Source organism: Shewanella glacialimarina, assembly GCF_020511155.1.
GTDB classification, from domain to species: domain Bacteria; phylum Pseudomonadota; class Gammaproteobacteria; order Enterobacterales; family Shewanellaceae; genus Shewanella; species Shewanella glacialimarina.
On sequence record NZ_CP041216.1, the window covers coordinates 61,538 to 84,875 of the forward strand.

At 42.7% G+C, this 23,338-nt stretch carries 22 protein-coding genes; 16 read left to right on the forward strand and 6 right to left on the reverse strand.

Translation table 11 applies throughout. The features are described from left to right. Positions 1-138: 138 nt before the first annotated feature. Positions 139-909: an NRDE family protein gene (locus FJ709_RS00245; protein WP_226412344.1), complete on the reverse strand. Its 771-nt coding sequence runs from the start codon at positions 907-909 to the stop codon at positions 139-141. A 51-nt stretch (positions 910-960) separates the two neighbouring features. Next, a complete protein-coding gene (locus FJ709_RS00250) occupies positions 961-2,517 on the reverse strand; it encodes a metal transporter (protein WP_226412346.1) in 1,557 nt (518 codons plus the stop codon). Between the two features lie 272 nt (positions 2,518-2,789). Between FJ709_RS00250 and FJ709_RS00255 the strand changes: the two genes are divergently transcribed. From FJ709_RS00255 to FJ709_RS00265, 3 genes are all read left to right on the forward strand, one after another. After that, positions 2,790-3,386: a YhgN family NAAT transporter gene (locus FJ709_RS00255; protein ID WP_226412348.1), complete on the forward strand. Its 597-nt coding sequence runs from the start codon at positions 2,790-2,792 to the stop codon at positions 3,384-3,386. A 260-nt stretch (positions 3,387-3,646) separates the two neighbouring features. Then, positions 3,647-3,958: a hypothetical protein gene (locus tag FJ709_RS00260; protein WP_226412350.1), complete on the forward strand. Its 312-nt coding sequence runs from the start codon at positions 3,647-3,649 to the stop codon at positions 3,956-3,958. A 12-nt stretch (positions 3,959-3,970) separates the two neighbouring features. Beyond that, on the forward strand, positions 3,971-6,805 hold the full coding sequence (locus tag FJ709_RS00265; RefSeq protein WP_226412352.1) for an immune inhibitor A domain-containing protein: 2,835 nt from the start codon (positions 3,971-3,973) through the stop codon (positions 6,803-6,805). Positions 6,806-6,843: 38 nt separating this feature from the next. On the opposite strand, the gene FJ709_RS00270 is transcribed toward FJ709_RS00265, so the two are convergent. Further along, complete coding sequence (locus tag FJ709_RS00270; RefSeq protein WP_226412354.1) at positions 6,844-7,419, reverse strand: chorismate--pyruvate lyase family protein; 576 nt, start codon at positions 7,417-7,419, stop codon at positions 6,844-6,846. A 110-nt stretch (positions 7,420-7,529) separates the two neighbouring features. On the opposite strand from FJ709_RS00270, the gene FJ709_RS00275 reads away from it, so the two are divergent. Further along, positions 7,530-7,928, forward strand: a complete 399-nt coding sequence (locus FJ709_RS00275; protein ID WP_226412356.1) for a flagellar basal body-associated protein FliL — start codon at positions 7,530-7,532, stop codon at positions 7,926-7,928. Further along, complete coding sequence (gene rlmF / locus FJ709_RS00280; RefSeq protein WP_404829986.1) at positions 7,928-8,950, forward strand: 23S rRNA (adenine(1618)-N(6))-methyltransferase RlmF; 1,023 nt, start codon at positions 7,928-7,930, stop codon at positions 8,948-8,950. The genes FJ709_RS00275 and rlmF overlap by 1 nt, the downstream gene beginning before the upstream one ends. 106 nt (positions 8,951-9,056) lie before the next feature. Here the strand turns inward: rlmF and FJ709_RS00285 are convergent, their stop codons facing one another. Continuing rightward, positions 9,057-9,905, reverse strand: a complete 849-nt coding sequence (locus FJ709_RS00285) for a formate dehydrogenase accessory sulfurtransferase FdhD (RefSeq protein WP_226412360.1) — start codon at positions 9,903-9,905, stop codon at positions 9,057-9,059. Positions 9,906-10,284: 379 nt separating this feature from the next. Between FJ709_RS00285 and FJ709_RS00290 the strand changes: the two genes are divergently transcribed. The 9 genes from FJ709_RS00290 to FJ709_RS00330 all read left to right on the forward strand — a co-directional run bounded on the left by FJ709_RS00290 (position 10,285) and on the right by FJ709_RS00330 (position 19,834). Continuing rightward, a complete protein-coding gene (locus FJ709_RS00290; RefSeq protein ID WP_226412362.1) occupies positions 10,285-10,752 on the forward strand; it encodes a DUF3305 domain-containing protein in 468 nt (155 codons plus the stop codon). Next, on the forward strand, positions 10,749-11,444 hold the full coding sequence (locus tag FJ709_RS00295) for a DUF3306 domain-containing protein (RefSeq protein WP_226412364.1): 696 nt from the start codon (positions 10,749-10,751) through the stop codon (positions 11,442-11,444). Before FJ709_RS00290 ends, FJ709_RS00295 begins: the two co-directional genes overlap by 4 nt. Positions 11,445-11,538: 94 nt before the next feature. Beyond that, on the forward strand, positions 11,539-13,221 hold the full coding sequence (locus FJ709_RS00300; protein ID WP_226412366.1) for a 4Fe-4S binding protein: 1,683 nt from the start codon (positions 11,539-11,541) through the stop codon (positions 13,219-13,221). A gap of 10 nt (positions 13,222-13,231) precedes the next feature. Beyond that, positions 13,232-13,897, forward strand: coding sequence for a TorD/DmsD family molecular chaperone (locus FJ709_RS00305; RefSeq protein WP_226412368.1), 666 nt, complete (start codon positions 13,232-13,234; stop codon positions 13,895-13,897). 75 nt (positions 13,898-13,972) lie between these two features. Further along, entirely contained in the window at positions 13,973-14,167 is a 195-nt protein-coding gene (locus FJ709_RS00310; RefSeq protein WP_226412370.1) for a formate dehydrogenase, read from the forward strand. Between the two features lie 18 nt (positions 14,168-14,185). Continuing rightward, the gene (locus FJ709_RS00315) at positions 14,186-17,035 is read left to right on the forward strand and encodes a formate dehydrogenase subunit alpha (RefSeq protein ID WP_226412372.1); all 2,850 of its coding nucleotides are present in this window, start codon (positions 14,186-14,188) and stop codon (positions 17,033-17,035) included. A 22-nt stretch (positions 17,036-17,057) separates the two neighbouring features. Further along, entirely contained in the window at positions 17,058-17,654 is a 597-nt protein-coding gene (fdh3B, locus tag FJ709_RS00320) for a formate dehydrogenase FDH3 subunit beta (protein ID WP_226412374.1), read from the forward strand. Between the two features lie 47 nt (positions 17,655-17,701). Then, entirely contained in the window at positions 17,702-18,715 is a 1,014-nt protein-coding gene (locus FJ709_RS00325) for a formate dehydrogenase subunit gamma (protein ID WP_226412376.1), read from the forward strand. Positions 18,716-18,907: 192 nt separating this feature from the next. Continuing rightward, entirely contained in the window at positions 18,908-19,834 is a 927-nt protein-coding gene (locus FJ709_RS00330) for a hypothetical protein (RefSeq protein ID WP_226412378.1), read from the forward strand. A gap of 103 nt (positions 19,835-19,937) precedes the next feature. On the opposite strand, the gene FJ709_RS00335 is transcribed toward FJ709_RS00330, so the two are convergent. Next, entirely contained in the window at positions 19,938-21,101 is a 1,164-nt protein-coding gene (locus FJ709_RS00335) for an iron-containing alcohol dehydrogenase (protein WP_226412380.1), read from the reverse strand. Positions 21,102-21,380: 279 nt separating this feature from the next. Here FJ709_RS00335 and FJ709_RS00340 point away from each other — a divergent pair, with 279 nt between their 5' ends. Beyond that, positions 21,381-22,250, forward strand: a complete 870-nt coding sequence (locus tag FJ709_RS00340) for an AraC family transcriptional regulator (RefSeq protein ID WP_226412382.1) — start codon at positions 21,381-21,383, stop codon at positions 22,248-22,250. Between the two features lie 33 nt (positions 22,251-22,283). Then, positions 22,284-22,640, forward strand: coding sequence for a N(4)-acetylcytidine aminohydrolase (gene yqfB / locus FJ709_RS00345; RefSeq protein WP_226412384.1), 357 nt, complete (start codon positions 22,284-22,286; stop codon positions 22,638-22,640). 359 nt (positions 22,641-22,999) lie between these two features. On the opposite strand, the gene FJ709_RS00350 is transcribed toward yqfB, so the two are convergent. Beyond that, on the reverse strand, positions 23,000-23,287 hold the full coding sequence (locus tag FJ709_RS00350) for a hypothetical protein (protein WP_226412386.1): 288 nt from the start codon (positions 23,285-23,287) through the stop codon (positions 23,000-23,002). Positions 23,288-23,338: the final 51 nt, after the last annotated feature.

Sequence of the window (23,338 nt, forward strand, 5' to 3'; positions counted from 1 at the left end):
AGTAAATTAGCAATAGACGAATTATGCAGGTTTACCGGGTCAATAACTTTGATCTAGGTTGTAAATTTGATGTTTGAGTGTGATAGGCGCAACAATAACGTATTTTTTACAGCGGTAAATACTGGTAATTCATTTCATTTAACGAGTATTGCTTGATGCGATTTTAAAGTGTTGTTGACCTAAATTTCGCCCTTTGCCGTCAAATCGTGTTTCATAGAAATCGATATGGCCGTGTTTATCTTTGAGGATAATAGTGGTTGAACGGGTACCATATTGTGGGTGTTGAATAAAGATAGAAGATAAATGGCGCTCCCACTCTAAGTCTAGGCCTGTGTTAGGGAGTAAGTTGTCAGCAGGTTGCGTGGTATCTTGCATAAAGCGCTGTAATTCATTAATGCTAATGTTATCGGTTTGCGCAATATACGACTGCAAAGCTTGTTGACCTAACGCCATTTTGGGCCACACATCATCCATATCACCATTACAAACAGCATGAAAACCTTGAGTTAACTGTGTGGTAGCAGCGCTTCGACTATTGAAGCAATGAAGGGTATTTCTATGTTCAAAAATTAGGTTGAATGGATTGTAATTCTGGCTATGTTCTTGCAACCATTGCGAGGTTATAGGCGGGTGAGGAGATGTTAGTGCGTTGATAACCAGTTCACCCCTTGAACGCACTCCATCCCGAAGGTCTTGAGTGCGTAAATTCGTCAGGCCAGCAAATTGGCCTGCTTGATTTACACCAAGCCAGGTTCCACCGGCTTGTAAATCTTTACCCGCCAGTATGTTTTGATCTGGAGGCCAAAACTGTGCAGGTTGAGTGGCGCGATGATGAAACTCATCTCTATTAGCACAAATGATTAAAGGATATTGAGGATGGCTTTCGATAGCGAAAAATAAAATACACATAAATTTCTCCTGTCATTTTTGCTGTTGCTAGCCGTTAGCTGACTCTAATCATTAATGATGGTGATGAGAATGTCCACCGCGTTGTTTATTGCTATGCTGATGAGCGGGTTTAAGATTTGCGATCATGCGGCTTAAAAATTTTCTTGGACCTAAACGCAGTAAACTTGCGCCAAATAGTAAACTGACTACCACTAAGCTTAATATATTGATTGATTCAGGCAGTTGCAGCACATAACTAGAGGTTAACGTGACTTGGTCTGCCACAATAAAGGCGCTCAGTAACACTCCGCCCAGCATTAACCCTTGTTTCCAGGTCATTAATTTCAGCTGTGCGATATTGATAACGGGTGCCGCAAGTAAGCTAAATGCTACCGCGACCTGATTCCATCCGCTGTAAAATAACGCTAATGCTAAAATAGCCGCTCCTAGATTACAAAAACGCATCGGAATAAAGACGAGTAGCAGAATAAACACCTGCAATGCAGGGTTTTCTAGGGGGACTGATGGGTGACCAATTAAATTGGCTAATATTAAGCTTAATATGATCCAGGGTGCACTGCGGTCGACTAAATGAGCGAAGCCAAATCGCAATGCAGAGTCGGGTAATTGTAAATGCGGATCCGTTAATTGGATTTTACTCAACGTCAGTAAACCACCAATAACGGCTAAACCAATAATTTGATATAGCGCAAACCAGGGGCCTAATAACGCCAGAGTAATGACTAAGGACTCAGGACCAGCTAGTCTTTGTAACCATCGTAACGCGAGATTTTTATGCTGAGGTTGTAGTCCTAATTTGAATCTGAGCGCTGCAAATAAATAACTTAGTAGTAATACTGGCGAAATAGTTAATAGCCAACTAACAAACTGTTCTACACCGTGAGCGTGGTTATGGTCTGAATGTGCCTGGCTGCCAGTATCGAGTAACAGCAAAAGTGCTAATAAGCCTAAACCAAGCAGACTGCCGATTCCCGCCTGATATTGGTATTTGCCTTGTTTATCTGTGGAGTGTTCACCATGAGGCTGATGCAGCACCACATGCAAAATTGAACCTGTCACAAAAGCCTGTAAATAAACGGTATTTTCAATGCTTAATTGATGAAGTAGTTGTTCGCCAGCAAAATAACCTACCGCGGTTAATGCCATCATGGCAACCAAAACGACACTTGCCCAGCGAGTGCCAACCTGTGGTTTGAGTAACCACCAAATTGCTAATCCTACCGGTAGTCGATGTAATATTACCCCCAGAGCGAGCAGCGGAGAATTACCTTGCTGTTGCGACAACACCATAGCGCCACCGTCGGTGATGGTATGCAGCAGCAAACCCGCAATACCAAGAGTTAACGTTATGTTGTGGGTGATCTCTGAATAGCGATGGAAAATACGTTCACTTGCGGTGGGACCCCACAAGCCTAATACCACGAAAAGCAAGGTAATAAATCCACCGTGCTCCAACAGCTCTGGCAAAATATGGATGAGCACCAGCCCGCCTAAAGAGACGAATATAAAACCATCTAGACCTTTTTGTAATCCACTGCCAGAAGAAAAGTAGCGGTAAAATAAAGGGCCAAATAATAAAGCGATACAACTAGCGGCTAAATAGAGCATGGGTTCCAAGCATAAATTGACAAAAAACGCAGCAGTATAGCATTTTTGTACTCTTATGTAGCTAGCGTGCAAGCATAGATATGTAAATTTCAATGGCCTGAGATAAGGGAGTTAGGTTGTTGGGTTAGTGAATCAATAAGTTTCTGCTGCTTCAGGTGAGAAAAACTAATTCATTGGCTAAAAAATAATAACGCGTTCTCTAGCATCTATAAGTGACGGATTAGGTATACAATATGAGCTATTGTATTGGCTAACTGAATAGATTGTGACTTATGGATATTTTTTCTGCTGCGGTGATGTTGTTTCTAATTATGGATCCTTTAGGTAACCTGCCTATTTTTGCATCGATTCTACGCCACATTGATCCCAAGAAACGTCGCCGGGTATTAATTCGTGAATTGCTTATTGCGTTAGTGATCATGTTGCTGTTTTTGTATGCCGGTGAAGCCATTCTTAACTTTTTAAATCTGCGTTCAGAGTCGGTTAGCATTGCAGGTGGGATAATTTTATTTCTGATTGCGATAAAAATGATTTTTCCTCAGCCTGGCGGTGTCGTCGGCTTAGCGGCAGGTGAAGAGCCATTTATTGTGCCTATGGCTATACCACTTATGGCCGGACCATCTATTTTGGCAGCATTGATATTATTGGCTCATACAGATAGCAGTAGAATGACTGATTGGACTATAGCTCTCGTTTCCGCTTGGGGATTAAGCGCATTTATTCTGATGTTTTATAAAGTGTTCACCCGTGTGTTGGGCGAAAAAGGCTTAACTGCTGTAGAGCGTTTAATGGGGATGGTGCTGGTGATGATTTCAGTGCAAATGTTCTTAGATGGTATCTCAAGCTACATGAACACATTGGCGCAATAACCTATCGTTTTTAGTCACTTTCTTATTTAATCTTTTTCGTTTTAGATTTTCAACGGCAGCCGAATTGGCTGCCGTTTTTGATATTTCTACCAAAATTTAAATCGTTAACAATGCGGTATACCAGAGGCTACAGTAAAATAGATGATGTTTTACACACTCAAACTTATTTGAACATTAATTCATAAAAATGAGGGTCTTTTTGTTTGTACGCTAGCGGTAACAACTGTTAATCTTACGTGAATACTCTGGGGGTAAACCGAATGGAATTCACTAAAATTGCATTATTGCTAAGCATCGTATTGATGTTTGGTTGCCACGCTAATGAAGTAAATCAACAAGCAGAGAATATTACCTCAGCAAAAGTAAGCCATCCAACAACTGCGGTATGTGGTGCTATGCCACCTATTCGAGATAAATCAAAAATTGCCGATAATTTACGTAAACAAGGTTTGATAACCGCGTCCATGAACCAACAAGAAATTGACCAAGTGGTTGCAGATTACATCAGTAAACGTCAAAAACAGTTTGCTAAATGCCCCAAACCGCTGACACACAAGCCAAGCGATAACTAAGGAAAGATATCGATGAACAATACTATAAAATTACCGTTAGCAGCAGCGTTAGGCTTATTGCTGACGATAGGTGCTTCAGGCTCGATTGCTGCGCCGATAAAAGGCTCCCCAGCAGATGGTGGCGTGATTAATAAAGAACAAGTACTTTACTGGTTAATCAAGCGCGGCGAAGTCGCAGAAGATGCCAGTGAAGAGACTAAAAACTCAGCTGTTGAGGCATTTATTGCCCGTGGATTAAAGTCTTCATTTACGCCGTCTAAATTTGAGCTTAAGACTGAAGCTTCGATGAAAGCACGCAAAGCTAAGCAGGCTAGAATGGCGATACAGTCAGCTGTTATGTTGGCTGATGAAGATATCACTAAAACCGTTAAGGTATTAGGCGTGCTGGTGGACTTCCCAGACCTTCGCCATAATGATAATCGTCTAGCTAGTGCTGATACAGATATGTTCTATAGCAGCTATCCAGTATCACATTATCAAAACCTCCTTTTTTCAACTTCAGGCTTTACTGGCCCAGATGCTAATCCGGCTACATTACAATCTGCATACCAATATTTTAAAGCGGCATCAGGCCAGTCATTTACCTTCAGTGGCAACGTGATTAATTGGGTTACCGCTGACAACAGTGCCGCTTACTATGGCGGTAATGATAATGATGATAATGATAGCGCGGTGCCTGAACTGGTAAAAGAAGCGGTCGTTAAAGCGATTACCGGTATGTCGGATGCAGAGTTAGCGACTTATGATATTGAAGACCCATATGATTTAGACGGTGACGGTAATACCGATGAGGCCGATGGAATAATCGATCATATTATGCTGTTTCACTCTAGTGTGGGTGAGGAAGCGGGTGGTGGCGTGCTAGGTACCGATGCTATTTGGTCGCATCGTTTCTTTGTTAATACCGATACCGAGGGATACAAAATCCCTGGCCGGGACATGAAAATTTACGGTTATACGGTACAACCTATTGATGCTGCTACGGGCGTATGTACGCACGAGTTTGGCCATGATTTAGGGCTACCAGATGAATATGATACCAGTAATATAGGCGATGGTTCACCTGTGGGGTCCTGGTCATTAATGTCAGGTGGCAGCTGGACTGGCAATATTGCAGGTAGTCAACCAACAGGTTTTAGCCCTTATGCACGCTCTTATTTACAACAAAAATATAAGGGTAAATGGGTTAAAGAGCAGGAAGTGGCTCTATCAAGTATCGATGAATCAGGCTTAAGTGTTAATTTAGCCCATGCGGTTGATGCCAATAGTATAAACCAAATCTCGATCCCGTTACCTATTAGCTCTGTTGAGTTTACCGCGCCTTATGCGGGAGAGTACCAATATTACTCTGGTCAAGGTGATGAGATTAATCAACAAATGTCGTTTAATCTCACCCTGCCTAGTGCAACACCTTTATCGTTAGCTTTCCAAGCACATTGGAGTATAGAAGACGATTATGACTATATGCAGCTTAAAGTGAACGGTGTCGCTATTGCGGGTAATTACACTAAAGCCAGTAACCCACTTTACGGCTCGGTTAAGCATTATATTAGTGGTAAGTCGAGTGATATAGGCGCAGCTACTGGTGCAAACTCATGGGTGAAGCTGAGCTATGATTTAGCCGATTTTGCAGGGCAAAATGTTACTATTTCAATGCATTACATTACCGATGCGGCAGTCAGTGAAGCAGGCGTGGTGGTTGATGAGCTTGAACTGATTGGCGATGGTAGCCTGGTTTATAGCGATGACGCAGAAACCGCCTCTAAGATGACATTAAATGGTTTCAGTCGAGTTGATGATACTCGCCCAGGCAAAGCCAGTCGTTATATTGTGCAATTAAGAAGTCATCAAGGGATTGATAAAGGTCTAGTCAGCCATGGCTATATTCCGGGAGTATTAGTGTGGTTAGAAAACTTTAATCAGGCTGATAATAATGTTTCAAATCATCCAGGTGAAGGATTAATTGGTGTAATCGATGCCGATCAAAACTTGATTGGGCAGAGTGCGACAGATGCACAAATCCGAGATGCCGCGTTTAGCCAATTTGTTCAGTCAAGCTATCCAGGTGACAATCACTTATCTGCCAATAGCATGTTTGATGACAGTAACGATTACAGTGCCCCCCTTAAGCCTCATGCGGGGATCCAGTTAACCGAACTTGGCTTAACAATGGAAGTGACGGCGCAATCAGCCAATAGCACTTCTGCTACGGTAGAATTTAAGCGTTCAAGCACGATTGTATTACCTCCCAGCGCATTAAGCGGTGATATTGTTGCTAGCCTAAATGGAGCTACTGTAAGCTTTAATGCCAGCATAAATGGTGGTGATGGTAATTATCAATATACTTGGACTTTTGGTGATAATCTTGGTTCCAGCAGTGTGGTTGCACCTAGCTATACTTATGCCTTATCGGGTGATTATGTTGTGAAGTTAACGGTTACAGATGGTGAAGGAAATAAGCTAGAGGTTGCTAAAACCGTTAGAGTAGTGATTTTACCTACCGCAGCTTTCAGTGCTTCGGCGACAAACTTGGTGCTTAGCATAACCAATAATTCTAGTAATGGTTTTGGTGGTTTGACTTATGTCTGGCAGTTTGGTGATGGTAATAACAGCACTGCAACTAGCCCAACCCATATCTATGGTCAAGCAGGAACCTACACGATTACATTAGTGGTGACAGATACACTTGGTAATACTCAAACGGTGACTAAGGCGATAACAGTCTCGTCACCAGCGGTGATAACCCCACCAGTGGTTACTCCTCCAGCCGATTCTGGTGGCGGAGGTAGCTTAGGGTGGCTAAGTTTGTTGGCGTTAGCTTTCTGTGGTGCGCGCCGCAGAGTTTAATCTGAGTCATCACCCTAATCGCATGACAAAAATACCGCCTAATCTAGGCGGTATTTTTTTATTTTTTCCGCTGCAGCAGGTAAAAATATTTCGCTAACAATAAGCTCAGATGTGCCAATATGAAAGTACCGACGGCGGCCCCAAAGCGTGTCGTCAACCGGTTGAGATAAGCTGGTGGCAAGTTGCGCTAAACGGCCACAGGTTTCAAAAGCAGCCACTTCAATTTTTCCCGGTATGATCTCGTTATGGGTAAATAACAATTCACCTAATGGCCTGTTACCGAGGTGAATAAAGTCGTACGACGTATTATCTAATAATGCTTGTGGGATTAAGGTGCGGGCGAAAACCCAAGGAATATCGTCTAGACTGAGTAATACTTCACGCACCCAAACGGGTTCTGACTGACTTGGTAGCTCATTTGGTAAAGGAGACAACAAATGTTCACCTAAAACCGTAACGGAGAAGTTGTTACAATGTTTTTTTAATTTTTCGGTTAAACTGCCATTGGCTAATAACCAGTTTTTAAGCGGTGTGTGGGGAAGTGAGGCTGCTTTTTCAGGTGAATACCATAAAATTGATTCGCCATAAGGAAAGCTATTACTGGTCACATTCATCAAAAACTCGTTACAATATACCTAGACCCGAGCAGTTTACCATGCTCAACAAGATGAAATACATAAAAGCGGCTATCTGCTTATTAATCACTCAAGGAGAGCATCACACTATGCAAAAATTTGTTTCAGCATGCATGCTACTGCTGTTAGTTGCATTTAACGTCCAAAGTGCTGATGAAATCAGTGAAGAATATGCTTACTATGGCTTTGAGCCTGAAATCGTCACCAATTATATTTCTAATCGTAAGAAACTAGGTTTTGTTCGTATCAGTGTTGAATTAATGGTGAAAAATCCAGCTGACCTGGTAAGCATTGAGCGCCATGATCCATTATTGCGTGCAGCCATTGTAGAAATATTAGGTAATCAGGCGGAAGATAAGGTTAAATCATTATCAGGTCGTGATGAAATTCGCCGAGAATGCTATGAGATGGTCAATCGTCTATTAGAGAAAGAAACCGGCCGCTCGCTGGTGGTTAACTTACTGTTTACTAAATATCTGTACGATTAATGTCAGTGAAATCATCTATGCAGGGCAAAACTTGCCCTGCTAAATTTTCGACTAGCAAATCCGGTGATAGTAAGTCTCTTCACCCCCGTAATCTGCATAATCAGGGCTATGACTTTACCTCGTTGGTTGCTGTATTACCTAAATTGTCCCAGTTTGTCCGCCCCAATCCCTATGGTAATATCTCAATCGACTTTGCCAATCCCGAAGCAGTAAAAATCTTAAATGCCGCACTGCTTAAGCTGCATTATCATATCGATAAATGGAATATTCCTGCGGGTTTTCTGTGTCCCCCTATTCCAGGGCGGGTAGATTATTTGCATTATATTGCTGATTTATTAGCGGTAAAGGGCAAAGTACCAAAAGGAGCAAAAATACACGCACTTGATATTGGTACAGGAGCGAATGGCATTTATCCTTTGCTTGGTATTCAATGTTATGGCTGGCAATTTACCGCATCAGATATCGATGCAAAATCATTAAGTAATGTCGCAGCTATTTGCTCCCATAACCCTGCGTTAACCTCAAAGCTTAAATTGGTGCAACAAACTGATGCTAAGGCGATATTTAAAGGGGTGATTAACGCAAGTGATCGTATTGATATCACTTTATGTAATCCACCATTTCATCAATCTTTAGATGATGCCATGGCGGGAAGCCAACGAAAACTGTCGAATTTAGCCGCAAATCGCACTAAAAAGCATTCAGTTGTTAATGCTCAAGTGGGCAAGTCAGCATTAAATTTTGGTGGCCAAAAAGCCGAGTTATGGTGTGAAGGTGGCGAGATCCAGTTTTTGCGCAACATGATTACCGAAAGCTGCTTGTTTAAACATCAAGTGTTGTGGTTCAGTTCACTCGTGTCTAAGTCTGACAACCTTAAACCTTGCTATAAGCTGCTTGAAAAGTGCGGCGCAGAGACAATCAATACCATTGATATGCGCCAGGGTAATAAACAAACCCGTATTCTAGTGTGGAGTTATTTAAGCCCAACATTAAGAGAGCAATGGGCTAAATTTCGTTTATAACACCTACCTATTACGACTATTCGCACTATACTCGGCTAGTTGTCTAACCATCATCTAATGCGTGAGTCGGTCAAGGTTGAGATATTCAACGCTAAATTTTTTGCGCTTACTTCATATCAAAAACAATATTTTCTACCCCATGGTAAACCAAAAAGTGACGGCCTTTTGCTCTAGCAATGAGGGTTATACCCAATTGTTGAGCCAGCTCTAATCCCATTTGTGTTACACCGCTACGAGATAACAAAATGGGAATGCCCATTTTTGCCACTTTGATGATCATTTCTGATGTCAGCCTGCCAGTAGTGTAGAAAATTTTATCCTCACCGCTTTGTTGCTCCATCCACATGTCGCCAGCCAATGTATCAACGGCATTATGGCGGCCAACATCTTCGACAAACGCAAGAATTTTATCATCTTGGCAAATACCGCAACCATGCACTGCACCTGCATTTTTGTAAGTTTCGTTATAGGCGTTGATGTTGTTCAATAAGCTGTAAATGGTCGACTGCTTTAGTAATGGTGCAGATAAATGAATTTCATCTAAACCTTGTAAAAAACCGCCATAAACCGTGCCTTGCCCGCAGCCCGATGTCACCGTTTTTTCAGATAATTTAGCCGCTAAGTCATCGATGTTTTCCGTAGTGATCACCGCAGCAGAACTGACGTCCCAATCAACAATTACTGACTCGAGTAAGTGAATATCGCTGATAAATCCCTGGTTTTTTAGATAACCTACAGTCAGCGACTCCGGTTTGGCTCCCAATGTCATTAGCGTCACAATGGGTTGCCAATTTAAGTAGACCGTAAGCGGTCGCTCGCAAGCAACAAATTTATCTAATGCTTCACCCCGTTCGTTATATGCCACAACGGGCAAAGTGAGGGGGACTTCAGTTTGGGTTTTGATAAATTTGATAGCGGATTTACGGGCAGATAAGTGCTCAGTCGATTGGGTCATAAGCAAGGTTTACCTTGTAGGTTATTGGTTGCAATCATTTATCAAATACCGCAACCATAAACATATTGTTAGCAGCAATAATAAAAATCTATTGTTTAAGAATATCAATTTTTCTCATTTCGGCATGCAGATGTTTAGCGTTGCGTGATCCAGCGCATGTTTTGCTCAATCGAGCTATCAAAGCGTGTACTTATGTCCTACTTTTAAATGCAGCTAGGACAATTTGTCTACCTGTAGGCAGACTTTTGAGACCCACTTCAAACTTATCCCTATAAAACATATTGGCATCGTTATTGCTGTATACAGGATAACTATAGGGTATTTATCGCGCGCCACTGACATTAATTAAGTGTTAAGCAACACAAAGGTGAAGCACTGTATGCAACATACCGAAAGCGTTTGGCCAATGTATGTCTCGTTAAAAAAAGTGACCAAGCAAGTCGGTCGCTGGACAACTACATGCTGGGAAATGGACCAAATGGTGCCTGCTACTCAGCCCGCCCCTGAAGGCGCGATATTAATCTTACTTGAATTGCATCGCGATCAGCGCGGCAGTTATCGAATAAATCTTGATATGGACAATGCCATGATCTACATCGTTTGTGATGAACTTTCAGATGGGACTTGGATACCGGCAATGATTTCTGCGGATCAAAATGTTGGCGCAGCGTGTTTAGAGTCCGATACACCAGTATTTAATGTGTTGATGCCTAAAGCCATTGCATGTTGGATTGAAGCCTTTATTACCCGCCATGGTGAAGTTGAAATTAGTGCCCATCGTCGCAAGCATGTTAATCGTCGCAACAACGACGGCCCAAGTGCAAATCGCCCAGGAAAAATGCAATGAGTGGTTTATTAAGCCGTTGGAATCAGCGTCGTGAACAAGTTGCCAAAGAGGCGGAGCAGCCAGATATTGCTGAAAATGAATCGACTCAAGTCAGCCATCAAGTCATTAATGCCGGCGTGGCTAGCGATAAAAGCCATGCAGCGCCTCAAAATATCGAAACAGCGTTAGAGGCAGAAGAACACTTAAATCAAGCAGACTCAAATATTAATGTAGAAGACGCTAATGCACTTTCTGCGCAAGAGTTACCCGATCCTGATTCGATTGAGGTGGGTGGTAGCTTTGCTAGTTTTATGGCCCAAAATGTTGATCCAGCAACTAAAGCCGCGGCATTAAAAGCGCTTTGGAAGCAGCCGCAATATAGTCACATCGACGGTTTGCTTGAATATGCACTTGATTATACCAATCAACCCAAATTATCGGCTGAAGTGTCAGCAGAGCTTGCAAAGAAAATATTTAAACACGTTATTGAAAAAGAAGAATCACCCGAGGATGAAACGCTTGAAACCGCTCAGTTTGATGAGCTGAATGATTCAAGTGACCAAGAAACAGATAGGGTTAGTGCAGAAACTCAAGATATAAGCAGTACCGATTTGGACAATCTTGATGCTAATCAAGCATTAGTCTCAATGGAAGCGCAGTCTGATGAACAGCAATTCCATTCTTTTACTGGTGATGCGGTAAAAGTTAGCTAATGGGGGGGCGCTAATAATTAACGATTAGCAATCAATATCGCCAGATATTGCTAGTGAGAAAATAGCTCACTTAATAATAAAAATTAGGAACGCAATGAGTATGAGACAATCCCAGTTCGAGCTTAAGCAAGCTCGGCAACAAGTGATGGCGAATACCCAAATTCTGCAGAATTTGATCCCACCTACGGTAAGTTACTCCACCCAAGGCCATGTGTTGTTCATCGGCCCTGAAGATTTAGCTCGCCTTGCCGCAGACACGCTTCCCATGATGGCCAGTAGAGTCATTTTGGCTAATGAGTCTATTACCAGCCAAGATGAAAACTACCTTGAAAAGGTTATTAATGCCGCCGAGGGTGTTGAGAGCTTTTACAATAAACTCAAAAGCATTAAAGGTTTTTTAGGACAATTTCAAGTCAGTGTAGAAGCCGATGACGGAGGCATTGCTGAGTTGAGTGCTGTGGCGATTCGCCAAGCACATTTTGACATTATTGTAGATTTAAGTTCAGCGCCCTGTATTAACCTTGAATTACTTCCCGCAGGTTATTTCTATGTCGGTGCAGACGTTCAGAAATTAGCTGACGCCATTGAACAAATTCCAGATTTAGTCGGTGAGTTTGATAAGCCCCGTTACGTTAAGGTGAATGCCGATATTTGCGCGCACAATCGCAATGGGATTAATGGTTGTAACCGCTGTTTAAATTTTTGTCCTGCCGATGCTATAAGCAGTATTAAACAAAAAATCGAAATCGACCCCTATCTTTGTCATGGCGCGGGCAGTTGTACCAATTTATGCCCAACGGGGGCCATTAGTTATGACTTGCCCACACCTAAATCGCTACATACCTACCTTGAAAAGTTAATCAGCCGTTATCGGACTCAAGCTCAAGTCGCGCCAGTGATTTTATTCCATGACAATATAGCGGGTAGCGAACTGATCGCCGATACCTTATCGGGAGATGTACTGCCCATCGCAATGGAAGAGATTTCCGTTGCCAGTATTGACCACTGGCTCGCCGCTTTGGCTCATGGAGCACGTGAAGTATTGATTTTACATACCGATGCTACAGCGCCGACATTAACTCAAATGATGCAGGGCGAACTTAGTTTAGCCAACCGTATATTAGATGAGATGGGCCAACCACAGCGCTTACGCCTTATTTCTGCAACTGACCTTACTGAGCTTGAGCAATCGTTGGCTACGAGTATGACCTGGCCGATTATTGTGCCTATGGTCCTAGCGGTCAATGCTGATAGTCACAATGCCAAACGGGACATTTTGTACCAAGCCATTGATCATCTCAACAGCCAAGCGGGTGCGATTCAAACTCAACTAACCCTAGCCAATGTGCCGTATGGTCAAGTAAAGGTGAATGTTGATAAGTGCACTTTATGTATGTCGTGTGTGTCTATCTGCCCAACACAGGCATTAAAAGATGGCGGTAACATACCGGCATTACGTTTTGTCGAGCAAGATTGTGTCCAGTGCGGACTATGTGAAAGTGCCTGTCCTGAAAGCGTGATTAGTTTAGCGCCACAAGTTAACTTTGATAGAGACAGCCGCCAAGGGCTGACAACATTAAAAGAAGAAGCCCCTTTTGAATGTATTACCTGTGGTAGCGCTTTTGCTACTCAATCAATGGTACGCAAAATGGTTGAAATGGTCGGTGCGCACAGTGCATTTAGTGCCAATATTGAACGTTTAAAAATGTGTGGCGACTGCCGCGTAAAAGACATGTTTGAAGACATTCTTCAAGATCCAGAAAAGCAATTGCGATAAGAGATCTGCTATGACCAAAATAGAAAGAGAAATCAGCGAAAACGATCAATTAAGAGCCGATATTTATCAGCTATTAGCCGCATTGTTGCGTCGTCATCCTAATGCAGAGTTATTACAGTTTTTAGCTGATTTAGACGTAGACGCCGAGGAAGGCAATGCGATGAATCAAGCATGGATCGCTTTAAAAACGGTAGCGAAAAGTAGTGATGTAGAAACACTAGAAAATGAATACTTTAGTATTTTCTTGGGCGTAGGCAGTGGTGAAATTATCCCTTACGGCAGCTGGTTTATGACCGGTTCACTAATGGATAAGCCATTGGCATTACTGCGTACCGATTTGATGCAGATGGGGTTTGAGCGCGAAGAAAATGTCAAAGAGCCGGAAGATCATGTAGCCGCATTGTGCGAAGTGATGGGTGTATTGATTTTAGAAGCGCCAGGCTATCGCCAATTGGCATTTTATCAACGTCATATCGGTTCATGGATTAATCGCTTCTGTGAAGCATTAGCGAAAACGCCTAGCGCAAAGTTCTACATACCCGTAGCACAGTTAGCCAAAGCGTTTTTTGAAGCTGAAGTAAACGAATTTGACCAACTGAGTTTAGATATACCGGTGAACTGCCCAGGTAGTAAAGAGCTTGAGCCGGTTACTGATGGAGTCGTGCAAGTAAACTAATGACTTGATGGCACTCGCCATGATGTAAGTCATTTATGCTCTAAGCAATTAGGGTGATTTAAACAAGGAGAAACTATGAAGAAGCAAGCTTCCGACATGGGACGCCGTCAAATGCTAAAAGCCTTAGCGTTAGGTAGCGTAGCAGGCGCGGTTGCCAGTGTGAGTGCGCCAGCATTAGCGGCCTCACCCAAAGCAACAGACGAGCCAACAAGCAACAACTACAGAGAAACAGAGCATATTCGTAACTACTATGCCTCGTTAAGTAAATAACTAATAGGAGAGGGTGAAATGCGATTAACCCGTAAATCTGACACGGTCGCAAAAGCTGAAAAGCCAGGCCTAGGTCTTAACAGACGTCAGTTTCTCAAGTCGGCCAGTTTGGCGACAGGTGGAATTGCAGCAGCGTCGATGTTAGGTGCCGGCATGATGCGTAAAGCTGAAGCCAAAGATGTACCACATAACGCGCCAACTGAGGTCGTACGTACCATTTGTTCTCACTGTTCAGTGGGTTGTGGTGTCTATGCTGAAGTTCAAAATGGGGTGTGGACTGGTCAAGAACCAGCATTTGATCATCCATTTAATCAAGGTGGTCACTGTGCTAAAGGTGCTGCATTACGTGAGCACGGACACGGTGAGAAACGACTTAAATATCCAATGAAGCTGGAAGGTGGAAAATGGAAGCGTTTATCGTGGGAGCAAGCCATTGAAGAAGTTGGCCAGAAAGCACTCGATATACGTGCTGAATCAGGTCCAGATTCTATTTACTTCATGGGTAGCGCGAAATTTTCGAACGAGCAAGCTTATTTATATCGCAAATTCGCGGCAATGTGGGGCACTAATAATGTCGATCACTCTGCACGTATTTGTCACTCTACCACGGTAGCCGGTGTTGCAAACACTTGGGGCTACGGTGCGCAAACAAACTCGTTTAACGATATCCGTAACTCAAAATGCATGATGTTTATCGGCTCAAACCCATGTGAAGCGCATCCAGTTGCGATGCAGCACATATTAATTGGTAAAGAGCGCGGTGCAAAAATCATTGTTGTTGATCCACGCTTTACCCGCACTGCGGCTAAATCTGATGAATTTGTTCATATTCGTCCAGGTACTGACATTCCATTTATATATGGTTTGCTATGGCACATCTTCGAAAACGGTTGGCAAGATGAAAGCTTCATCTCTCAACGTGTATACGGTATGGAACGTATCAAAGAAGAAGTGAAAAAGTACCCGCCAGAAGAAGTTGAGCATGTTGTTGGTGTACCAAAAGCACAAATGTACCGTGTGGCTAAAATGATGGCTGAAACCAAGCCTGGTACTATTGTTTGGTGTATGGGAGGTACTCAGCATCATATTGGTAATGCCAACACGCGCGCATATTGTATTCTTCAATTAGCCCTAGGTAATATGGGTGTTGAAGGCGGCGGAACTAACATTTTCCGTGGTCACGATAACGTACAGGGTGCGACTGACTTTGGTTTGCTATTTGATAACTTACCGGGATATTACGGCTTAACCTCTGGCGCATGGGATCACTGGGCAGGTGTATGGGATCTTGAGCCAACTTGGGTCAAGGACCGTTTTGACCAAGGTGAATACTTAGGTCAATCGCCACAAACATCAGCAGGTATTCCTTGTTCGCGTTGGCACGATGGTGTGTTAGAAGATAAAACCAAAATTGCCCAAAAAGACAATATTCGTCTGGCATTTTTCTGGGGACAGTCTGTTAATACAGAAACTCGCGGCCGTGAAGTGCGTGAAGCATTAAACAAGATGGATACCGTGGTTGTTGTCGATCCATTCCCAACTATGGCGGGTGTCATGCACCAACGTCAAGATGGGGTATATCTATTACCCGCGTCTACTCAGTTTGAAACCTACGGTTCAGTATCTGCTTCAAACCGTTCATTACAGTGGCGAGACAAAGTGATTGAGCCATTATTTGAGTCATTACCTGATCACGTGATCATGTATAAATTGGCCAAAAAATGGGGCGTTGCTGAGCAGTTCTGTAAGCACATTGAAGTGAAAAATGATGAGCCTGTTATTGAAGACGTGACTCGCGAATTTAACAAAGGTATGTGGACCATTGGTTATACTGGCCAAAGCCCAGAGCGTTTGAAAATGCACCAGAAAAACTGGGGTACATTTGATGTTGATACACTAGAAGCACCTGGTGGTCCTGCGCGCGGTGAAACCTACGGCCTGCCTTGGCCTTGCTGGGGGACACCTGAACAGAAACATCCTGGTACGCAAATTTTGTACCGCACAGGACGTGAAGTGAAAGACGGTGGTGGTAACTTCCGTGCCCGTTATGGTGTTGAACATGAAGGCAATAATATTCTTGCTGAAGGTTCATTCTCTAAAGGTGCTGAAATTGAAGACGGTTACCCAGAGTTTACCGCCGACATGCTTAAACAGCTTGGTTGGTGGGATGACTTAACCGCAGAAGAGAAAAAGCTTGCTGAAGGAAAAAACTGGAAAACAGATCTTTCTGGTGGTATCCAACGAGTAGCAATCAAACATGGTTGTATCCCTTATGGTAATGCGAAAGCTCGTTGTATTGTGTGGAATTTTCCAGACGATATTCCGTTACATCGTGAACCCTTATATACCCCTCGTCGTGATTTGGTGGCTAAGTACCCCACCTATGATGATCGTATGGTTGCACGCCTGCCAACCCTTTATAAAACAATTCAAGACAAAGACTTTGCTAAAGACTATCCATTAGCTCTGACCTCTGGTCGTTTGGTTGAATATGAGGGTGGCGGTGAAGAAACCCGTTCAAACCCATGGCTTGCTGAATTACAGCAAGAAATGTTCATCGAAATCAGCCCTGCTGATGCAGCCGATCGCGGTATTCGTGATGGTGATGATGTGTTTGTTCACGGACCAGAAGGCGCGAAAATCACCGTTAAAGCAATGGTGACCCCTCGTGTGATTGAAGGCGAATGTTTCATGCCTTATCACTTTGCTGGTGTGTTTGAAGGCGAAAGCCTAGAGAAAAACTATCCAGAAGGCACAGTGCCTTACGTGATAGGTGAATCAGCAAACACTATTTTAACTTATGGCTATGACGTTGTGACTCAGATGCAAGAAACTAAGTCCAGTTTATGTCAGATAAGCAAAGCCTAACTTGATGAGGAGATAAGCCATTATGGCAGTCATGAAATTTTTGTGTGACACCAAGCGCTGCATCGAGTGTAACGGTTGCGTCACAGCATGTAAAAACGAGAACGACTCTGCTTTAGAGTGGGGTATTCAACGTCGCCGCGTGGTGACAATTAACGATGGTCTACCTGGTGAAGCGTCAATTTCAGTGGCATGTATGCACTGTACCGATGCGCCTTGTATGGCTGTTTGTCCGGCAGATTGTTTCTACCGTACTGAAGACGGCATTGTGCTTCACGACAAAGATACCTGTATCGGTTGTGGCTATTGCTTCTACGCTTGCCCATTTGGTGCGCCGCAGTTCCCTAAAAAGACCGCATTTGGCAGCCGCGGTAAAATGGACAAATGTACTTTCTGTGCGGGTGGCCCAGAAGAAACACATTCAGATGCTGAGCGTCAAAAGTACGGTGCAAACCGTATTGCTGAAGGCAAGCTACCAATGTGTGCTGAGCTATGTTCAACAAAAGCACTGCTTGCGGGTGATGCTGGTGTGGTATCTGACATTTATCGTCAGCGTATGGCATCGCGAGGTAATCCAAATGTGATTTGGGGTTACAACCCAAAAACAGGCGAGATGATCTAAACCCACTGGATGGGCTGCACATTATTGCGGCCCAATGAGGAGTGACAATGTTAAACACATCGTTAAACAAATCACTGCAGATATTGTTTGCGTTGCTAATGTTGGTGATAGGTATCAGTTTGGTTATGCCAAATGCTTATGCTGCTGATGATCAATCATCTAAGCAACAGGCGGCAAAAACCAGCGATGCAGATCTCTGGCGTGCAGTGAAAGCAGGTGAACCGGGATATACTACCGATACTGGCTTAGAAGCTAATGTGTTAATTAACAAAGCTGGTAATGAAGGCAAAGAGCTACGCAATACTTACCTCAAACCCGCAATTACTTTAGCTGTGTTAGGTGTATTTTCTGCGTTCTTAGTGTTTTACTTGGTAAATGGTCCATCAAAATTATCCCATGGTTTTTCAGGAAAATTGCTAGAAAGATGGACAAAAGCTGATATTTTGCTGCATTGGATTATGGCAGTTACTTGCTTAACCCTTATGCTAACAGGCATTTTTATTATGCTTGGTCGCCACTTTATCGCGCCATATGTGGGTGAAGGTTTATGGGCAGGAATTATTGCCACCAGTAAATTTATCCATGACTGGTCAGGACCGATTTTTATCGTGTCTTGGTTGATGTGTGTTATCAAGTGGATGCCATTACAAACCTTTAAATTATATGATTTAAAATGGTTTTTAGTGGTCGGTGGTTACATTAATTTTGGTCCGTTTAAAGGCAAACATCCAGACAGTGGATTTGCTAATGCGGGTGAGAAAATGTGGTTTTGGACCTTAGTTATCTTTGGTTTATTGCTCAGCATTAGCGGATTAATGTTAGTACTGCCTAATCTTGATTTACCACGTGAAGCCTCTATCGTTGCGTTACTAGTACATGGTGTCAGCGCCGCCGTTCTCATCGCTTTTACCATAGTACATATATGGATGGCGACAGTACTTAGTGAAGGTGGCATGGAGTCTATGGTGTCAGGGTACTGTGATGAAAACTGGGCAATCCAGCACCACAACTTGTGGTATGACGAAATCAAAGCAAATGGGTCATTGAAGTACAAAAAATAAGGTTAACAGGCACTGTTTAGATGCTGCTGTGTTAATGTTATTTGACAAAAACACCTTACTGGGCAACCAGTAAGGTGTTTTTTTATGTATATGTAGTCTAATCTTGTTATGTAATGGAGCTAGCATTTACCATTATCTGAGCTCGGTATTATTTAAAATAAATATCCCTGTTTTGAAAATGAGAGAATTTAAATGGACTTTAATTTACAGCGTGTTGGGAAGTTGTTATTTTTTTGTAGCTTGTGTGGCTTTATGTTTGCCCCATTGGCCGTTGCTGCAGATAAATTCATCATCAATCATTCGGATTCAGCTCGCGATCATCGCTATCAATACCCCTATGAACTGTTAGCATTAATTATTAAAGAGACCCAAGCTGATTTTGGTGATGCTTCTATCGACGAGGCTAACGTGGTGATGAGTCGCAATCGGATATTGAGGTCACTAAAAGAGGGCGAAGCTATCAATGTTATGGCAGAGGCATCAAATCAGCAGTGGAATACTGACCTAATTGCAGTCCCGATCCCTATCCGTAAGGGAATTCAAGGGTTAAGAGTGTTTATTATCAAAAATGAAAATAAGCATCTGCTGGCTAATATTGATTCACTCGCACAATTGATGACGCTGCAAACAGGCTCGGGTAGCCAGTGGTCAACAAGATTCGCGATGAAACAGGCGGGATTTGATGTGGTTGAAAGCCCTCAATATGATAGTTTATTCCATATGCTGTCAATAAATCGTTTTGTCACCTTTGGGCGAGGCGTTAATGAGGCATATAAAGAAGTTGAAATTTTCCACAATCTTTATCCTGAGCTTATTGTTGACGAACACATTCTGCTAAATATTCCGCTAGCAACTTACTTTTATGTATCACCAGCAACACCAAGGTTGGCAGAAAGAATTCAGGTAGGTTTACTGAGACTTATTGAAAATGGTCAGTTTGATCAACTGTTTTATCAATGGCACTGTCAATCTTTAATGCAGGGCCAATTGCACAAGCGGCGGGTGTTTAAAATTACTAACCCTTTGGTTAAGGAATCACAAATGGTATCGATTACGGGGGAGGATTTTTTATTTAACCCTGGTGTAGACGTACAATCAATCTGCCAAAAATATCTTTAGACATCTTTCTCAATAATAAAACAGAGAGTCAGGTTTAAGTGACTCTCTGGAGCATTTTTATGTGTTTATTATCAGTGAGCTAATAAATTTTTAACTTAGACAGTTACCAAGCCATGTCTAGAATTTGACGGCTCACGGCTAAGTCAACTTTGCCTGATTCAGATAAGGCAGTCATACCGTGTGCTTCTAGTGCATTAATAACCGTGTCGATTTGTGCCTTTTCAACACCGTGATCACGTAAGCGAGTTTTTAAGCCAACCTGTTGGAAGAAAGCTTCCGTTTTTACAATCGCTTGTTCAACGCGGCTATCTTCATCACCTTCGGTAATGTCCCATACACGTTCTGCATACTGTAATAACTTAGCCTGTTTTTGAGTTTTCAATACACGCCAAACTGACGGTAATACCACGGCTAAGGTTTGCGCATGGTCAATGTTAAATATCGCCGTAAGCTCATGGCCTATCATGTGGGTTGTCCAATCAAATGGCACACCCACACCAATCATACCGTTCAAGGCTGACGTGGCACTCCACATTAAGTTAGCGCGCGCTTCATAATTGGTAGGCTCTTCCACTGTAATAGGACCAATTTCAATTAAGGTACGCATAATGCCTTCAGCGGTGCGATCTTGCACTCGGGCATCAACAGGATAAGTCGCATATTGCTCAAGCACATGCACAAAGGCATCTACCACACCATTAGCCACTTGAATTTTAGGTAAGCTAAAGGTTAACTCTGGGTCTAGCATTGCAAATGTAGGATAAACACTTGGGTGATTCACCGGGAATTTGCCGCCTTTATAGCTTACAACTGCAAAGGCATTCATTTCTGAACCCGTAGCAGGCAAAGTCGCAATCACGCCTAATGGAATCACTTTATCTTCAGCAACAGGTACTGGCGCAAAACCATGATGAAGTAGGCTAGCAGTGTCACCTTCAAACTGGATAGCTAGGGCAATAAACTTAGTGCCGTCCATCACTGAACCGCCGCCAACAGCCAATAAAAAGTCGATGTTTTCTTTACGTGCCACTTCAACCGCTTGCATTAATGTGTCGTACTTAGGGTTGGCTTCAATACCACCAAATTCCACTACAGTACGATTGCCTAGTGCTGCTTTTACTTTGTCTAGCGTCCCGAAACGGACAACGCTGCCACCGCCATAGGTGATAAGCACTTTGGCATTAGCGGGTACCAGTTGGTCTAATTCTGCAATACGGTCTTTACCGAAAACAACATGGGTAGGATTACGATAATTAAAATTCAGCATGTGATGTTACCTTAATTTTTCGAACCAATAAAAAGGGTGCTGGTTCGTGAGTTCAATAAATTGCCCGCGTTAATCAAAATCATTAACGGCTTATTGGCGCGATAAAGTTGATGGGGTAATGATAGGCTTCTGGCCTAAAATAAACAGACACATAACTATCAGCTTTATGCCTATTCCTACCTTATTTACTGTTAAAGTATGTTTTAGTGGTTTTTTTAATGCATTTTCCTGCTTTATTGGTAAAGTATTTTCAATGGGGTAAAAGGCAGGGCAATCGATATGACAGACACCGCAATATTAATGGCACAACTAGCACCTAAAGAAGGGGTTAATAAAACCCATTTAGCAGGGGTGCATGTATTTAGGGGCTCACAGTATGGCGCGCGCGGGCCTATGTGTTACTCGCAAGGCATGTTGTTTGTGGGCCAAGGTAAGAAACGGCTTTATTTAGATAATCAAACCTTTGACTATGACAGCGAGAATGCGTTAGTCATGACGGTGCCGCTACCGGTTGAATGTGAAACCTTTGCCAGCCCAGAAGAACCGGTTTTGGTATTAATGGTCGATATTGATTTGGTGCAACTGAATCACATTATTCGCTTGATGGATGAGCACAATCAAATACCCAAAAATTTGAATGAGTCGCGTCAATCGGGATATTTTGTGGCACCGACCACAGAAGAGATGGACTGTAGTGTGTTTAGACTATTACAGGCATTACAATCACCACTAGAAGCCAACGTGATGGGTGAAGCATTAGTGCTTGAGCTGTTATATCGGTTACTTGAAAGCCCGAATGCCGCACCGTTATATGCATTATCGCTTAGCCACACTCGCTTAGCGCGAGTAGAGAAGGCGTTAAGCTATATTCACCGACATTATGGTGAGTCAGTTGAGGTAGACACCTTAGCGGGATTGGTGAACATGAGTCCGTCGGCATTTCATCGTTGCTTTAAAGAGGTGACCGCATCGTCGCCTATTCAGTATTTAAAGAAAATCAGACTCACCCGAGCCAAAGAGTTATTACAAGCACAAAAACTGAAAGTAAAAGATGTGGCAACCCAGGTGGGCTATGAAAGTAGTACGCAATTTAGCCGTGAGTTTAAACGTTACTTTTCCCAAAGCCCTGGTGAGTGTGCACGGCTGTAACTCAATTATAATCGCGCAATTAAGGCAATAACTATGTCGAAAATCATGTCGAAAACAATGTCAAAAATCATGGCACCAACAAGCATCACTTTTTTTGAGTATTTAACCCCGCTGGTGGCCTCAGGTAAAAAAATCATTACCATTCGGGATGAATCTGAACGTCATTATGTACCCGGTACGCAAGTGGAAGTATTCACCTTAGAAACCCATCAAAAGGTGTGTGATATTACTATTTTGTCAGTTGAGCCGTTAGCCTTTGATGACATTAATGAGTTTCATGCGCAGCAAGAAAGTCTGCCTTTAGATGAGTTAAAACAGATTATTCAACAGGTTTACCCAAACCAACAGTCATTGTTTATGATTTCATTTGAGCTGGTTGAGGTGAGTTGATTGGTGCGCCAATCTGAGCCAAATTTTGTGCGGTCATATTCATATTTACCTTGAACCTACAAAATGCTGAACAGCAATCACTCTGATTAGTGTAACTAGCCCAATACTTCATCGGTACTTATTGCCCGCCACTGCGATGTTCAGGATGAACGGAATGTCGCGATCACATGGATGTGAAAGAGCGACCTTACGTGCAGATTATCCAGCGAGACGCCACAAGCACGTCCATGTGGGCTTTGGATACTCGCTGGCTCATCTGCACCTGAATTTTTGTCTCTTCGATTTAGCTTCATTGATGATTGTGGGAAAAAGCGATACAAAACAAGATCAAAGCTGAGCAGTTAACTGATCTCATTGCTTTATTTCTTACTAATAGCTGATTTTAATAAATCAAAAATAGCCACACTTGAGATTGAATCTTCTACTTTTATTTCCTGAGAATTTAAGCCAAAAAACTTTTTAGTAAGCTCTTCTTTTACTTTATTTCTTGTATCTTCAGGTAATTTTTCTAAATATGGGTCTAAAGAGGCGAGTTCTAGTTCCGAACGTCTATTATGATTTTCGAGTAACCTATGTTTTGCAGATTCTTTAGCAGCGTATGCAGCTGGAATTGCTAGCGCTAGAGCTGCAAACTGGCAGTTAAACATGGATGTTGTTTAAAATCGTTGAGCTTACAGGGACGTACTTGCAGCGTGTCA